The 14,925-nt window shown below is 70.8% G+C and carries 12 protein-coding genes and 1 pseudogene; 8 read left to right on the plus strand and 5 right to left on the minus strand.

The window, feature by feature from the left end:
- Positions 1-203 precede the first annotated feature (203 nt).
- Together DC434_RS12540 and DC434_RS12545 are read right to left on the minus strand one after the other, a co-directional pair.
- Positions 204-983 carry an ABC transporter permease gene (locus DC434_RS12540; RefSeq protein ID WP_116635635.1) on the minus strand — a complete coding sequence of 260 codons (780 nt, stop codon included), beginning with the start codon at positions 981-983 and terminating at the stop codon, positions 204-206.
- On the minus strand, positions 980-2,029 hold the full coding sequence (locus tag DC434_RS12545) for an ATP-binding cassette domain-containing protein (protein WP_116635636.1): 1,050 nt from the start codon (positions 2,027-2,029) through the stop codon (positions 980-982). The genes DC434_RS12540 and DC434_RS12545 overlap by 4 nt, the downstream gene beginning before the upstream one ends.
- 62 nt (positions 2,030-2,091) lie before the next feature.
- Between DC434_RS12545 and DC434_RS12550 the strand changes: the two genes are divergently transcribed.
- Positions 2,092-3,078, plus strand: coding sequence for a WYL domain-containing protein (locus DC434_RS12550; protein ID WP_116635637.1), 987 nt, complete (start codon positions 2,092-2,094; stop codon positions 3,076-3,078).
- 12 nt (positions 3,079-3,090) lie between these two features.
- On the opposite strand, the gene DC434_RS12555 is transcribed toward DC434_RS12550, so the two are convergent.
- Positions 3,091-4,008 (minus strand): hypothetical protein, encoded by a 918-nt coding sequence (locus DC434_RS12555; RefSeq protein WP_116635638.1) that lies wholly within the window; start codon positions 4,006-4,008, stop codon positions 3,091-3,093.
- Between the two features lie 139 nt (positions 4,009-4,147).
- Here DC434_RS12555 and DC434_RS20140 point away from each other — a divergent pair.
- Positions 4,148-4,223: pseudogene (locus tag DC434_RS20140) on the plus strand.
- 67 nt (positions 4,224-4,290) lie between these two features.
- Here the strand turns inward: DC434_RS20140 and DC434_RS12560 are convergent.
- Together DC434_RS12560 and DC434_RS12565 are read right to left on the minus strand one after the other, a co-directional pair.
- Positions 4,291-4,632, minus strand: coding sequence for a hypothetical protein (locus tag DC434_RS12560; RefSeq protein WP_116635639.1), 342 nt, complete (start codon positions 4,630-4,632; stop codon positions 4,291-4,293).
- Entirely contained in the window at positions 4,629-4,808 is a 180-nt protein-coding gene (locus DC434_RS12565) for a hypothetical protein (protein WP_116635640.1), read from the minus strand. The genes DC434_RS12560 and DC434_RS12565 overlap by 4 nt, the downstream gene beginning before the upstream one ends.
- 262 nt (positions 4,809-5,070) lie before the next feature.
- On the opposite strand from DC434_RS12565, the gene DC434_RS12570 reads away from it, so the two are divergent.
- The 6 genes from DC434_RS12570 to DC434_RS12595 all read left to right on the plus strand — a co-directional run bounded on the left by DC434_RS12570 (position 5,071) and on the right by DC434_RS12595 (position 14,897).
- Entirely contained in the window at positions 5,071-5,358 is a 288-nt protein-coding gene (locus DC434_RS12570; RefSeq protein WP_116635641.1) for an NHLP leader peptide family RiPP precursor, read from the plus strand.
- Between the two features lie 106 nt (positions 5,359-5,464).
- Complete coding sequence (locus DC434_RS12575; RefSeq protein ID WP_116635642.1) at positions 5,465-7,780, plus strand: TOMM precursor leader peptide-binding protein; 2,316 nt, start codon at positions 5,465-5,467, stop codon at positions 7,778-7,780.
- Positions 7,777-9,159, plus strand: a complete 1,383-nt coding sequence (locus DC434_RS12580) for a SagB family peptide dehydrogenase (RefSeq protein ID WP_116635643.1) — start codon at positions 7,777-7,779, stop codon at positions 9,157-9,159. Before DC434_RS12575 ends, DC434_RS12580 begins: the two co-directional genes overlap by 4 nt.
- A 106-nt stretch (positions 9,160-9,265) precedes the next feature.
- A complete protein-coding gene (locus tag DC434_RS12585) occupies positions 9,266-10,084 on the plus strand; it encodes an HlyD family efflux transporter periplasmic adaptor subunit (protein WP_165808063.1) in 819 nt (272 codons plus the stop codon).
- Positions 10,081-12,285, plus strand: a complete 2,205-nt coding sequence (locus DC434_RS12590) for an NHLP family bacteriocin export ABC transporter peptidase/permease/ATPase subunit (protein ID WP_116635645.1) — start codon at positions 10,081-10,083, stop codon at positions 12,283-12,285. Before DC434_RS12585 ends, DC434_RS12590 begins: the two co-directional genes overlap by 4 nt.
- A complete protein-coding gene (locus DC434_RS12595) occupies positions 12,282-14,897 on the plus strand; it encodes an NHLP bacteriocin export ABC transporter permease/ATPase subunit (RefSeq protein ID WP_116635646.1) in 2,616 nt (871 codons plus the stop codon). Before DC434_RS12590 ends, DC434_RS12595 begins: the two co-directional genes overlap by 4 nt.
- Positions 14,898-14,925: the final 28 nt, after the last annotated feature.

A 14,925-nucleotide genomic window follows, 5' to 3' on the forward strand; every position in this document is an offset into this window, starting at 1 on the left:
CCGCGGCGCGGACATCCGGGGCCCCATTCGACGAGCTGCCTCAGGCTCTTGACGGCTGTGCAGCGGCATCCGCTCTGCCAGGGGAAATACGGACGAAGTCTCGCGCGCACGGCGATTCGCCTGCGGACACGCCGCGAGCGGGCCGTGGCATCCGGGATTCCCGACGCCACGGCCCGCTCGGCTGTGCTTCGAATGCTGTGCACTCAGCTGCTGCGCTTGATCGCGCGGACCCCGACCACGAGTCCGACGATCGCGACCGCGAGCGCGGACACCCAGCCCCAGAGCACGGTGATGTCGCCGAGGTCGCCCGCGAACAGGGCGCGTTCGGCCTGCACGACCCAGTTGATCGGGTTGACCGAGGCCACGGCCCGCATCCAGCCCGGAGCGTCGTCGAGCGGCAGCAGCATGCCCGACAGGATCAGCAGCGGGAAGATGAGCGACTGCTGCACGCCCCAGAACAGCCACTCGCGGTCCTTCGTGGCGAGGGCCAGCGAGTAGGACAGCGACCCGAGCCCCACGCCGAAGACGGCGAGCAGCGCCAGTCCGATGAGCAGGCCCGGGATGTCGGCGGCGAACCCGAACGGCCACGCGATCAGGACGATCACCAGCGCCTGCACCACGATCGGCGCGATCTCCTTGAGTGCGCGCCCGACCAGCAGCGAGGAGCGGGCGAGCGGGGCGACGAGCGTGCGCTCGTGCGAGCCGGTCATCATCTCGTACTGCAGATTCGATCCGGTGGCTCCGGTGCCGAAGAGCACGATCATCACCAGGACCCCCGGCACGAACCAGGCGAGCGTCTCGCCGGCCGGACGCCCGGAGTCGCCGATCAGCAGCGGCGCGAACAGCCCCAGGAAGATCAGTGGCTGCAGCAGGCTGAAGATCAGCGTGAAGGGATCGCGGATCACGGGCTTGAGCTCGCGGGTGAGCACGTTCCTCGTGTCGCGCGCGAGGTTGGGGCGCACGAGCGTGTCGATGGCGGTCATGAGAGGACTCCTGTCTTGCTGGTCTCGGAAGCGGTGTCTGCCGCGTCGGAATCGGATGTCTCGTTCTCGGCATCCGCCCCTTCCCCGGCCTCACGGAGGGTGCGGCCGGTGAGCGCGAGGAACACGTCGTCGAGTGTCGGCGGCACGCCCGTCGCCCGAGTGACGGAGATGCCCGCGGCATCCAACTCGCGGACGATCACGGGCAGCAGCCGGTCGCCGTCCGGCACGGCAAGTGACACGGCGTCGCCGTCGAGCGCGACCTTCGCGGTGCTGAGGCGGGCGACCACGGGGTGCGCGCTCGCCGCCGTCGCGGCATCCGCGAAGCCGAAGGTGAGCACGTCGCCGGCGAGCGTCGCCTTGAGGGCCGTCGCGCTGTCGTCGGCGATGATGCGGCCCTTGTCCATGACCATGACGCGCTCCGCGTAGCGGTCGGCCTCCTCTAGGTAGTGCGTGGTGAGGAAGACCGTCGTGCCGTGCTGGGTGCGGAGATCGAGGATGTGCTCCCAGAGGTTCGCCCTGCTCTGGGGGTCGAGTCCGGTGGAGGGCTCGTCGAGGAAGATCAGCGGCGGGGCGTGCATCAGGCCGAGGGCGATGTCGAGCCGGCGCTTCTGCCCGCCGCTGAGCTGCTGCACGCTCCGCGTCGCGAACGAGGAGAGGTCGAGCGACTCGATCAACTCATCGGCCCGACGGATGCTGTCGCGCTTCGACATGCCGTAGAACGAGCCCTGACTGAGCAGCTCGTCGCGCACGCGCTGCGAGAAGCTGCCGCTCGTGAGCTGTCCGACGTAGCCGATGCGGGCGCGGACGCCGGCGGCATCCGTCCTGATGTCGTGCCCGACCACCCGCGCGGTGCCGGCGGTCGGAGGGATGAGCGTCGTCAGCATCCGGAGGCTGGTGGACTTGCCGGCGCCGTTCGGGCCGAGGAACGCGACGAGCTCGCCGCGGGCGGCTGTGAAGGAGAGGTCGGTGACGGCTTCGACCTTCTTCTTCTTGACGGTGAAGACCTTGGTGAGGCCCTCGGTTTCGATGATGGATTCGTTCGTCATACTTCGAAGCTAGAAGGCAACCAGGACAGATCCTGTCCGCGATGTCTGGCAATCTGTGAGACATGTCCGACACCACCTCTCGAGCCCTCGCCCTGCTCAACCTGCTGCAGACGCATCGGCACTGGCCGGGAACCGAACTCGCGACGCGGCTCGGCGTCACCGAGCGCACCGTGCGCCGTGACGTCGACCGCCTGCGCGAGCTCGGCTACCGGGTCGAATCCACGCCCGGAGCCGCAGGAGGCTACCGCCTCGAAGCAGGGAGCGCCGTGCCGCCGCTGCTGCTCACCGACGACGAGGCCGTCACGATGGCCATCGGGCTGCGGGTCGCGGCCACGCAGCAGCTCGTCGGCGGACCGGAGGTCACGCTCACCGCGCTCGCCAAGCTCGAGCAGGTGCTGCCGCAGGCGCTGCGTCGACGCGTGAACGCGCTCGCGGCCTCGGTGCAGACCCCGCGCATCGGCGACGGTCCCGTGGTCTCGCCCGTGGTGCTCGGCGAGATCGCCCTCGCCACCCGCGACACCGAGCGGCTGCGCCTGCGGTACGTCGACGCGGCCGGTGCGGAGAGCATCCGCCGCGTCGAGCCCCACGCGCTGGCACCCGCCGGGCGCAAGTGGTTCCTGCTGTGCTGGGATCTCGATCGAGACGACTGGCGCACGTTCCGCGTCGACCGGATCGAATCGGTCGAGCACACCCGCGTCCTGTTCCCGCGCCGGGAGATCACCGAGGCGGAGATCGAGGAGCGGGTGCTCATCGCGTCGTCGTGGTCGCCGCAGAAGGTCGAGGGGGATGCCGTGATGGAACTGCCGCTCGCCGAGATGCAGGACCGCTTCGGGCCCTGGTGGCAGGGCGCGACGGCCGAGGGGGATACGCACACCCGGTGGCCGATCGGCGGGTCGGACTGGCGCGAGGCGATGTACGCGTTCCTCTGGATCCCCGAGGGCGTCGAGTACGCGATCACCTTCCCCGATCAGGATCGCGCCGAGCTGCGCGAGGCGGTGGAGCGTCTGCTGCGGGCGATCGACCGGCCGACGCCGGCGGCGCGGGCGTGACAGCGGTGCCGTTCAGGTGAGACTCGGCGGATTCGCGTCGTCCCAGCGCTGGAAGGTCTGCACCCACCAGAACCACGCGAAGAGGCTGAGGGCGACGGTCTCGCCGAGGAGCACGAGCGGGACGTCGCCCAGCTGCTCGCGGAAGACGAAGGCGGCGAGGAGCAGCAGCAGATCCGCGATCATGAGTCCTGCCACCCAGCGATAGACGGATCTCTGCCGCGCGGTCGGCGGCGTCTCGGTCTCGTCGACGGGCCCGCGCGAGTGCAGGATCGGCACGGCGGCGAAGATCCCGAAGAAGATCAGCGTCACGGCGAAGTGGATGCTGGGCGGGTACGGCCAGAAGTTGAACGGGAAGTCGGCGTTCAGCCCAGGGAGGAAGGCGAGGCCGGCCATCACGACCGCCGTGACGACGGCGATGACGGAGACGAGGGCGGAACCCGGCGTCGTGATTCCCCGTTTCGCGCGGATCACGGCCAGCGTGAGCACGACGACGATCACGACGACGGCATAGGCGGCGACACCCGCGCGGACATCATCGAGGTACGCGGCGGGGACGCATTCCTCCGTGCCGGGGCAGGTGAGCCCGTCGATCGGATGCTCGGGGTCGATACCCGTCGGCACGAGAGCGATGAGCGGCGCGAAGAGGGCGGCGATGTCGAGCAGGATCGTCGCCCGGTTGCGTCCGGACAGTGCGAGGAGTGCGAGCGAAGCGGCGATCAGAGCCCCGACGAACACGTTGCGTGCGGGCGTGTAGAAGTAGTGGCTGATCGAGGGGAGCGGCTCCCAGCCGAAGGAGACGGGATCCCACGACACGACGACCGTCTCGAGCGTCACGCTCACCAGGAGCGCGAAGACCACGAAGACGAGCGACAGCCGCAGGTACCGATGCGTCTTCTGCGCGGTGGTCGCGGAGTCGAGCGCAGGGGCCATGCCCGTGACGGTACACCCGACCGCCGACGGGGATCCCGAACGACTCCGCACGATCGGAGGAGTCATCGGAAGACTCATCGGGTTATCTCAGGCAACGATCCTGGCCAAGAAGGTCACGGCCCGGTAACGTCGTCTCCATCGCGGCGATCCGGGCGGTCCCGGGCCTCAGCTCATATCTGACGGCGTTGCGGGTTCGACTCCCGCCGTCGCGTCCACGTCAGAAGGGCCGCGATCTCCCTCCCCGGAGATCGCGGCCCTTCTCGTTCGCGAGTGACCGGCGCCTCAGCGCGGCACGGCCATGGTGATCACCCAGAAGAGGGTCGTGAGGGCGCAGATCGCGAGACTGATGTACGCGAGCACGAGCGCGGTCTGCACCTTCCGCCGTCCCGGCGCGGACATCCGGGATGCCTTGAGCCAGGAGTGCCCGTTGATCAGTGCGGCGATCCCCAGCGGCGCGGCCAGGAAGAGCATGAACAGACCCCAGACCGGGATGGGGACGGACAGCGCGAAGAAGAGACTGGCGATGGCCAGGCCGAGCGAGCGCGTGGCCGGCTTGTCGCTGGGCAGGATGCTCGCTTCGGAAGCGGTCGCGCTCCGCGGGGCGGGGCGGGAGGTGTCGGTCATGTGGGCTCCGTTTCGGTCGATTGCAGTGATCCCGGCCAGGGCGGATAGGGCTTCATCCGGTTCGCGTCCGGCATCGGCGTGGACGGGGCGGTGCTCCCTCCGGCCACCTCCGCCAGCTGCTCGTCGGTGAGCTCCCCGGAGGCCGAGGTCGGCTTCTCCTCGTTGTGATCGTCCACCGTTCCATCCCTTCGACAGATGCCGCCGGGCTGGCGCTGCGGTCTGTCAGTCCATCGTGTGACGGCACAGCACGGCGTCACCATGGACGCAGGTCGCCCCTTCGTCACGGTGCGTCCTCTCGGCGGGAGGGGAGACCGGTGCGCGATCACGGAGAGGGGATTCAGGTCCATGGTCGTGCGGGCGCCCAGCGGGGATCGTTGAGGTCATCGAGCGGGGGCTCTCCGCGTTCGAACATCCGATGCACGTGAACGAGAGGTTCTCATGTCCGAACAGAACGACTACGCCAAGATCATCGCCAAGGCCTGGGCCGACGACGACTTCCGTGCCCGACTCCTCGCCGACCCGGGCGCCACGCTCCTCGCCGAGGGCGTCGAACTGCCGGCAGGCAAGCGTGTCGTCGTCAACGAAGACACCGCTGACGTGATCAACATCTCCCTGCCTGCTCGTCCGAGCGAACTCTCGGACGAGGCGCTCGATTCGGTCGCGGGCGGGTTCTACTACCCGCAGCTGTCGCGTCCCGAGGACTACGGGAAGCTGGGCAAGAAGTAGTCGGCTCGCCGCGCTGACGAGATCGCCGTGCCGTGCTGTGCCTCGAGGCCGCACCGCACGGCGATCATCGTCCTCTCCCGCTCCCGACGTCGAACGGACCTCTCCGATGACCATCTCCGCTACCGCGACATCCACGGCGCGGGTCACACCGCCGGAGGGGGCTCCGTGGGCGCTCGATCCCCGGGTCGTCGTCCGTGCACTCGACGGGGCCGGTGTCGTCGTGCTGCAGGGGGAGGACTCCTCGCTGCTGCGCGGCGCCGTGCTCGATGCGGTCCTCGGGCTGGTCGACGGCACCCGCACATCCGACGGGATCGTGGCCGCGCTCGCCGGCGCCCATGCGGCCGAACGCGTGCTCTTCGCGATCCACCAGCTGCACCGGCGCGGAGTGATCGCGCCGCACACCGACCACGCCGGCGACCGGGAGCGGGCGTTCTGGGCCGGACTCGGCGCTGACGATCGCAGCCTTTCGCTCCAGACCGTCGCCGTCTTCGCGACGGCCGGGGTGCCCGACGACATCCTCGAGGTCATCGCGGTGGCACTGCGAGACGACGCCGCCGTCGTGCACGTGTCGCGGGATGCGTCGTCGTTCCTCGCCGTCTCCGCCGATCTGCGCCTCGTCCTCGCCGACGACTACACCGACCAGGCGCTCGAGCAGATCAACCGGTCGAGCCTCGCGAGCGGCGTGCCGTGGGTGCTCGTGCGCCCCGATGCGCACGACGTCTGGATGGGTCCGCTCTTCCGACCGGGTGAGACGGCGTGCTGGGAGTGCCTGATGAACAGGCGCCGCACGCGACGAAGGATCCATGCCGCGCTCGGCGCGGACGACGGCAGCCCGCTCACGGTGCCGATGCTCTCCACCGAACGGTCTGCAGGGCTCGTCGGGCGGCTCGTCGCTCTCGAGGTCGCGAAGGTGCTGCGCGGCATCGCTCCCCTCGAGATCGCGGATGCGCCATCCGGATCGTCGCACATCGCCCGCCTGGCGGTCGCCGACTGGACCACCTCGCCCCACGTGGTCGTGCGCCGACCGCAGTGCCCCGCGTGCGGCGATCCGACACCGCCGCCGACCTCGCGGGTGCAGCCGAGTCCCGAGAGGGCGAGGCTCGAGGTCGGCGGCGGGTTGCGCACCGCGACACCCGAGGAGACGTTCCGCCGATTCCGACATCACATCAGCGCCCTCTCCGGCGCCGTCGCCGAACTCGAGGAGCAGGCGACCCGGTACGACGGCATGCACGTCTGGTCCGCCGGATCCAACCTCGGCCTCGAGCCCGAAGACCTCCTGACCCTCGATCTGACGGTGCGCGCGCGCTCGGCGGGCAAGGGCGCGACACGGGAGCAGGCGCGCACCGGCGCGCTCGCCGAGGCGCTCGAGAGGTACTCCTCGATGCGTCAGGGGGAGGAGCACACGGTGAGGGGGAGTCTCCGCAGGCTCGGAGATCGAGCGCTGCACCCCAACCGCGTCATGCTCTTCAGCGAGGATCAGCTCGACGGGGCGGGGACGACGGATGCCGGGGCGGGGTGGTTCAACCGCGTGCCCGCCCGCTTCGACGAGGACGCGGTGATCGACTGGACGCCGGTCTGGTCGCTGAGCGACGACCGCGAGCTGCTGCTGCCCACCGCGCTCTGCTACTACGGCACCCCGGGAGCGCGGGAGATGGGCATCTCGTCGAACTCGAACGGATGCGCCGCAGGGAACACGCTCACCGAGGCGATCCTGCAGGGGTTCTTCGAGCTCGTGGAACGCGATGGAGTCGCGATGTGGTGGTACAACCGCGTCCGCCGCCCCGCCGTCGATCTCGGGAGCTTCGGGGATCCGTGGATCGACGGCGTGGTGCGCGAGTACGCCGGAAAGGGACGCGAGATCTGGGCCATCGACGTCACGACGGATCTCGGCATCCCGACCTTCGCGGCGATCTCGCGCCGCACCGCCGGCTCACCGGAGGCGCTGCTCATGGGGTTCGGCGCCCATCTCGATCCGCTGGTCGCGATCACGCGGGCGCTCGGTGAGATCGGGCAGATGTCGACGACCGACGAGCACCTCGAGGATGCCGCCTTCCTGGATGCCGATGAGGAGCTCGTCGCGTGGCTGCGGACGGCGACCATCGAGGATCAGCCGCACTTCGTGGCGGACCCGGGCGCGCAGCCCTGGCGGCTCGTGGACCATCCGAGTCTGATGGGCCCCGATCTCGCGGAGGACGTGCGCCTCTGCCGCGAGCGGGTCGAGCGCGCCGGGCTCTCGCTGCTCGTGCTCGATCAGACCCGACCCGACATCGGACTCCCGGTCGCGCGCGTGATCGTGCCGGGACTGCGGCCCTTCTGGTCGCGTCTCGCCGAGGGGCGGCTCTACGACGTTCCCGTCCAGCTGGGCTGGCTCGACCGGCCGAGGACCCCCGCCGAGCTCAACCCGATCCCCTTCTTCCTGTGAACGCGCGGGCGCTTCTCGCTCTGCGCGGCGAGGTGGTCGAGGTTCCGGCTGCGCACGGATCGGCATCCGTCCTCCGAGGATCGCGGTCCGCCCTCGCCGTGCCGCGGTCGGGGACGCCGGAACGCCGCGCCTTCGATCGCCTCCGGGCAGGCCAGGCCGATGCGGCCACGCTCGACGCCGTGGCAGATGCCGGTGACCCGCTCGGACGGGCGCGGTGGCTGCTGTGGAGCCGACGGGCGATCGCTCAGGGGCTGATCGAGTTCCGCCACATCGCCGCGGACGGGTCGCTCCTCGCGGTGTTCGTGCCGGTGCACGCCGACGCTCCTGATCTCGCCCGCGAACCGCCGGCTCCCTGGGCGCGAGCGCGTCTGTCGCGTTTCGCCCACCTGGCTCGCCGGGGTGACGCTCTCGTGCTGGAATCGCCGATCGCGTCGATGCGCGTCGAGCTCTCGGCCGCGGCGGGGGCGACGGTCCTGTCCTTCGCCCACAGCCCGGTCGCGCGAGGCGATGACGATCCCCGGCTCGTGGCCGACCTGTGCGCCGCAGGCCTCCTCGTCGAGGTCGATCAGGACGGTACCGCGCGGGAGGATCGCGATCCCGCTATCGCGCCATGGGAGCCGCACGACCTGCAGCTGCACGCGCGCTCGAGAGGCGGCAGGGGGGACCATGCTCGCGGGGGCACCTTCCGCTTCGCGGAGCGGCATCCGGCGCCGGCCGCCCTGCGGCATGCTGCGGGGCGGACGGGGATCGCTCTGCCCCGCCCCGATCTGGAGCGGCTCCTGGTCGATGACGTGCCGCTCGCGCGAGCCACGGAGGAGCGCGTATCCCGACGAGAGCTCGCACCGCTCGATCTCGCGCGACTGGGCGAGTTCCTCTTCCGCACGGTCCGGGTGCGCCGCGAGATCGCCGCCGGAGCGGGTGCGCACGGATACCCGCGACTGGATCGCCCGCACGCCGCGGCGGGCGGGATCAGCGAGCTCATCACGTACCTCGCGATCTCGGCCTGCGACGGGGTCGACGGCGGTCTCTACCGCTACGACCCGATCGGGCATCGGCTGGAGCTCGTGGCTCCCGCCGGCCCCCTCGTCTCCCATCTCCTCGAAGAGGCCCGCCGCGCATCCGGTGCCGTCGCTGTCCCGCCCGTGCTCGTGATCCTCGCAGCCGACTTCGCCCGACTGTCGTGGAAGTACGAGAGCATCGCGTACGCGCTCCTCCTGAAGGACGTCGGCGTCGTCTACCAGACCATGCAGCTCGCGGCCACCGCGATGGGCCTCGGCAGCTGCCCGCTCGGGGGAGGCGACAGCGAGGCGTTCTCCCGCGCCGCCGGCACCGATCCGCTCGCAGAGACATCGGTCGGCGAGCTGATGCTCGGATCGTGAGCACCCAGGGGACCTGGGTCTATGGCTCCCGAACGCACCCGGTGCCATCGTGGGGGCTTCGGGGAGAGCGCGCCGGCAGGATCGGGGCGCAGGACAGGAGGCCATGGTGAGTTCGCCGGTGTACCGCGCGAGCGCGATGGCGCACCTCTCCAGTCCGGAGCAGCTCGACACCGAGGTGCGGCTGGTGCGGCCTGCCGGGTGGCTGGCGCTCGCCGCCGTCGGGCTCGTGCTGGTGGCCTTCATCGTGTGGTGCTTCCTCGGCACGGTCCTGACCACGATGCCGGCGGCCGGAGTGCTGGCCACGCAGTACGGCAGCTCGAACAGCCTGTCGCCCGAGGAGGGCGTGGTCGCCGAGATGCTCGTGTCGCCGGGAGACCAGGTGTCGCGGGGCGAGCCGGTCGCCGTGGTCGAGACCCCGTCCGGTGAGGTCGAGATCCCGGCGAGCGCGAGCGGCGAGGTGGTGGAGGTGCTCGCGTATCCCACCGATGCGGTGGCAGCGGGCGGGACCCTCGTCTCGATCCAGCCCGAGGATGAGCTCCGGTCGTTCGTGTACATCCCGGTGGCGGGCAGTCAGCCCATCAAGCCGGGGATGTCGGTGCAGATCGCGGTGACGACGGTCGCACCGGAGGACTACGGTCTGCTGCTCGGCACGGTGACGCGGGTCGGATCCCATCCGGCCACGCGCGCCGGCGTCGGAGCGCTCCTGAACAACGACGACATCACCAGCATCGTCGTCGGCGGGGCTCCGGTGTTCCAGGTCGAGGTGGCGCTGACCCCGGCGGATACGCCCAGCGGCTACGCCTGGACGTCCGGTCAGGGCCCCGACGAACAGCTGAGCGCGGGAACACTGGTCAACTCGACGGTGACGATCGCCTCGCAGACCCCGATCACCCTCCTGTTCCCGGCCGATCGCGCCGCAGGATGACCTCGACCGCTCCGTCGCCGACCGCGCGTCCCGTGACGCTCATCCCCCGGGCGCGGCGCGAGCGCGTGCCCACCGTCATCCAGATGGAGGCCGCCGAGTGCGGAGCGGCGTCGCTGCGGATGGTCCTCGCCCATCACGGGCGCTGGGTCCCCCTCGACGAGCTCCGCGAGACGAGCGGTGTCTCGCGGGACGGGGTCAAGGCGAGCAACATCGTCAAGGCCGCGCGGCGATACGGCATGACGGCGACCGGCCACCGCCAGGAGCCGGACGAGCTCCGTGTCGGGGCGCTGCCGGCGATCGTGTTCTGGAACTTCAATCACTTCCTCGTGGTGGAGGGGTACGCGCCGGGCCGGTGGTTCCTGAAGGATCCGGCCGTCGGTTCGCGCACCGTCACGGAGGAGAAGTTCGACAAGAGCTTCACCGGAGTCGTCCTGCGCCTCGAGCCGGGCGAGGAGTTCGCGAAGGGCGGGAAGCCGCCACCGCTCCTGACGAGTCTCGGGCGGCGCCTCGGACACTCGCTCTCCGGACTGCTCTACGTGGTGCTGGCCGGCCTCGCCCTGGTGATCCCCGGATTGGCGACCGCCGTGTTGATGAAGGCGTTCGTCGACCAGGTGCTCGTCGCTGAGACGCCGGGGGCGATCTGGCCGATCCTCGGCCTTCTGGCCGGCGCCGCCGCGACCATCGGACTGCTCACGGCCCTCCGGCAGCATTACCTCCTCGCACTCGAGACGAAGCTCTCGCTGCACAGTTCGAGCGCCTTCCTCTGGCATGTCCTGCGCCTGCCCATCCCGTTCCACGCCGCGCGCTCGCCGGGGGAGATCTCGGGCCGTGTGCCGCGCAACGACCGCGTCGCTGTGCTGCTGTCGAGCGAGGTGGCCACCGCGCTCATCGACTCGGTCGTCGTCATCTTCTACTTCGTCGTCATGTTCGGCTACAGCCCGGGTCTCGCGCTGCTGGGTGTCGTCGGGATCGCACTCAACGTGCTCATCCTCCGCGCGGTCGGAACCCGACGGCGCGATGAGGTGCTGCGGATGCTGCAGGACCAGGGTCTCCTGCTCGGAAGCGCGATGAGCGGCATCCGCTCGATCGAGTCGATCAAGGCGGCGGGTCGCGAATCCGACCTGTTCACGAAGATCATGGGCCTGCATGCGCGGACGGTCTCGGGCACGCAGCGGCTCGGACGCGCCTCGCTGCCGCTGTCCGTCGCGCCGCCGCTGATCGCCGCGCTCACGACGGCGGCGATCCTCGGCTGGGGCGGGCGCGAGGTGATCGGGGGAGCGATGAGTCTCGGCACCCTCATCGCCTTCCAGACCCTCATGGGAAGAGCCACCGAGCCCATCGGGCGCTTCGTGCAGCTCGGCGGGACGCTGCAGGAGATCGGCGGAGACCTGGAGCGGCTCGACGACGTGCTGGCGAACCCGGTGGTCGACGACGACGACGAGCGCGGGGACGGGGACCCCGAGGTGCGGCTCGCGGGGATGCTGGAGCTGCGCGACGTCACCTTCGGATACAGCCCGCTCGAGCCGCCGCTGCTGGATGCCGTGAACATCGCGGTGCATCCGGGAAGCCGCGTCGCCCTCGTCGGCGGGTCGGGCAGCGGCAAGTCGACGATCAGCCGTCTGGTGGCGGGACTCCACGCGCCGTGGAGCGGGGAGGTGCTGTTCGACGGACGCCCGCGCGACTCCTGGCCGACCGACACCATCACCGCGTCGGTCGCCCTCGTGGACCAGGACATCCGGCTGTTCAGCGGCTCGGTGCGCGACAATCTCACGCTGTGGGACGCGAGCATCCCGGCGGCGCGTGTCGTCGGCGCGGCGCAGGACGCCCTGATCCATGACCAGATCGCACGACGACCGGGCGGCTACTCGGCGGACGTGCGCGAGAGCGGCGGCAACTTCAGCGGCGGAGAGGCGCAGCGGCTCGAGATCGCCCGCGCGCTCGTCGCGGAGCCGAGCATCCTGATCCTCGACGAGGCCACGAGCGCCCTCGACCCGACGACGGAGGAGCTCATCGACCGCAACATCCGCCGGCGCGGGTGCACGACGCTGATCGTCGCGCACCGGCTGAGCACGATCCGCGACTGCGACGAGATCATCGTCCTCGACCGCGGGCGCATCGTCGAGCGCGGGACCCATGAGGACATGATCGGCAGCGGCGGCCCGTACAGCCTCCTCTTCTCGGCCGAGGCGGGTGTCCGATGAGCGGGGAGCGGGTCGCGAGCGGCACGGCGGTCGGGGCGAACACGCCGCTGCTGCTCTCGGGCGCCGACGGATCGTGGCTCGTCGTGCACGGCGCGCTCGAGGTGTTCGCCTCGTTCGACGCCGCGACGTCGGCACCGCGCATCCATCTGCGGACGGTCGGAGCGGGCGGCCGAGTGCACGGCATCCCTCGGCAGGGCGCGTCCGAGGTCGACGTGCTCGCGGTCGGGTCGGCGGGCACGGTCGTCCGAGAGCTCGACGCGCCGAGCGCCTCGGAGCGCGATTCGTGGATCGAGGAGATGACCGCGGCGCTCGAGGATCAGTCGCCCGAGGACGAGGCGCTCGACGAAGAGAAGCCCGAGGAGGAGGTGCCCGCGCCGGCGGACGCCGCCGAACGACTCCTCCGGGCGATCCGGACGCGACGCCGTGCCGTCGAGCTCGACGGGACGGCGCGCGTGTGTGCCCGGCGTATGGGCCGGATGTCGTCGATGGCGAACGGCCTCGAGAGCCTTCGTTCCCTGGTCGGACGGCCCGATCCCGTCGCCGCGGGCGTGGCCGCCGGTGACCCTCTCGACGCCGCTTTCGCCGTGATCGCCCGGTCGCTCGGGGTGACCTCCGCGCCGGTGCCCGCAGAAGCCGGGATCACGGATCGACTCTCGACGCTGGCGCGCCGCGCGCGGGTGCGCACGCGAAGCGTGAGCCTGACCCGCGGATGGTGGACGCACAGCACCGGCCCGATGCTCGCGCACCTCGTCGACGGCGGCGCACCCGTCGCGCTGCTGCCCCGCGGACTCACACGATACGAGTTGATCGATCCGCAGACGCGGGCGCGCGTGCTGGTCGACGAGAAGGTCGCTTCGACCATCGATGCGGATGCGGTCGTCGTGTACCGGCCCCTCCCCGAAGGAGCGGTGTCGCTGTCGGCACTGCTCGGCGATGCCCTGCTCCACTCCCGTCGCGACATCACCCGCCTGGTCGCTTTCGCGCTCGGCTCGGCCGTCGTGGCGCTCGCGGTTCCGATCGTGACCGGGCGGATCGTGGGGACCGTCATCCCCGAGGCCGACCTGCCGGATCTCCTGCAGCTGTCGCTCGCCCTGATCGTGGCGGCCGTGGCCGGTGCCCTGCTGCAGCTCACCACGGCGATCGCCGTGCTGCGCGTGCAGGGGAGGGTGAGCACGTTCCTCGCTGCGGCGGTCTGGAATCGGCTGCTCTCGTTGCCGGCCACGTTCTTCCGCCGCTACTCGTCCGGTGACCTCGCGGTGCGGATGCAGTCGGTGGAGACCATCGTGCAGGTGCTCGGGAGCGGTGCCGTCGTCGCTCTCCTCGGTGTCGCGACCACCGTGCTGAGTCTCGGTCTCATCTGGTTCTACAGTGTCGCGTTCGGGATGATCGCGACGCTGCTGCTCGCCGTGCTCGCCGCGTTCGTCGTCTTCTCGAGCAGGGCGCAGCTGCGGCGCTCGAGGGCCGTGGAGGACACGGCGGGGCAGCTGAGCGGACTCGTGATGGAGTTCGTGTCCGGCATCGGCAAGCTCCGGGTCGCGGGAGCCCACGAGAAGGCCTTCGAGCGCTGGGCCGAGCGGTTCCGCGCGCGGCGGGCGGCGCAGAACGGGGTCCGTCGTGCGCAGAACGTGTCGATCGTGGCGATGGCCACGTTCCCCGTCATCGCGTCTCTCGTGCTGTTCGCCGCGGTCGGGCTCAGCGATCCGCCGCTCGCGGGGCCGGGCGAGTTCCTGGCGATCAACGCCGCCTTCGGGCAGGTGATCGGCGCGGTGCTCTCGATCATCGCCGTGGTGACGCAGCTCGTGCAGGCGGCACCCGGCATGACGCGCGTGCTGCCGGTGCTGCAGGAGCACCCGGAGGACGACGCCGACAAGGCCGAGCCGGGTGAGCTGCGCGGGGGTGTGCAGTTCAGCGGCGTCACCTTCCGCTACGACCCGGAGGGTCCGGCGGTGCTCGACGACGTGTCGATCAGCGTCCCTCCCGGCAGCGCGGTCGCCCTCGTCGGTCCCTCCGGCTCGGGCAAGTCGACCCTCGGACGTCTCCTGCTCGGATTCGAGGCGCCCGAGGAGGGCGGCGTCTATCTCGACGACCAGGATCTCGCCGGCCTCGACCTGCGCGCCGTGCGGCGGCAGCTCGGGGTGGTGCTGCAGACGGTCGAACCCCTGCCCGGGTCGATCCTCACGAACATCCTCGGGGATGCCGTCGGTCTCGGGATCGATGCCGCCTGGCGCGCGGCGGAGCGGGCGGGGTTCGCCGACGATGTGCGCGCGATGCCCATGGGCATGCACACCGTCGTCTCGGAGGGCGGGTCGACGCTGTCCGGCGGACAGCGTCAACGGCTGCTCATCGCCCGAGCGCTCGCGGGGGACCCGCGCATCCTGCTCTTCGACGAGGCGACGAGCGCGCTGGACAACGTGACGCAGGCGGTCGTCGCCGAGAGCCTGGCCCGCCTCTCGGTGACGAGGATCGTGATCGCGCACCGACTGAGCACCGTGATGGATGCCGACCGCATCTACTACCTCGAGCGGGGGCGCGTCCTCGAATCAGGGACCTTCGACGAGCTCATGGCGCACGACGGAGCCTTCGCGGCGCAGGCCCGACGCCAGCTCGCCTGAGCCTCGGATGTCGCCGCGTCCACGCCCG

Source organism: Microbacterium sp. TPD7012, from assembly GCF_003075395.1.
Classification (GTDB): domain Bacteria; phylum Actinomycetota; class Actinomycetes; order Actinomycetales; family Microbacteriaceae; genus Microbacterium.

Excerpts from the sequence above, each read along its gene's own strand:
- DC434_RS12540 (WP_116635635.1), bottom strand. The coding sequence starts at position 983 with ATGACCGCCATCGACACGCTCGTGCGCCCCAACCTCGCGCGCGACACG.
- DC434_RS12545 (WP_116635636.1), bottom strand. The coding sequence starts at position 2,029 with ATGACGAACGAATCCATCATCGAAACCGAGGGCCTCACCAAGGTCTTC.
- DC434_RS12550 (WP_116635637.1), top strand. The coding sequence starts at position 2,092 with ATGTCCGACACCACCTCTCGAGCCCTCGCCCTGCTCAACCTGCTGCAG.
- DC434_RS12555 (WP_116635638.1), bottom strand. The coding sequence starts at position 4,008 with ATGGCCCCTGCGCTCGACTCCGCGACCACCGCGCAGAAGACGCATCGG.
- DC434_RS12560 (WP_116635639.1), bottom strand. The coding sequence starts at position 4,632 with ATGACCGACACCTCCCGCCCCGCCCCGCGGAGCGCGACCGCTTCCGAA.
- DC434_RS12570 (WP_116635641.1), top strand. The coding sequence starts at position 5,071 with ATGTCCGAACAGAACGACTACGCCAAGATCATCGCCAAGGCCTGGGCC.
- DC434_RS12575 (WP_116635642.1), top strand. The coding sequence starts at position 5,465 with ATGACCATCTCCGCTACCGCGACATCCACGGCGCGGGTCACACCGCCG.
- DC434_RS12590 (WP_116635645.1), top strand. The coding sequence starts at position 10,081 with ATGACCTCGACCGCTCCGTCGCCGACCGCGCGTCCCGTGACGCTCATC.
- DC434_RS12595 (WP_116635646.1), top strand. The coding sequence starts at position 12,282 with ATGAGCGGGGAGCGGGTCGCGAGCGGCACGGCGGTCGGGGCGAACACG.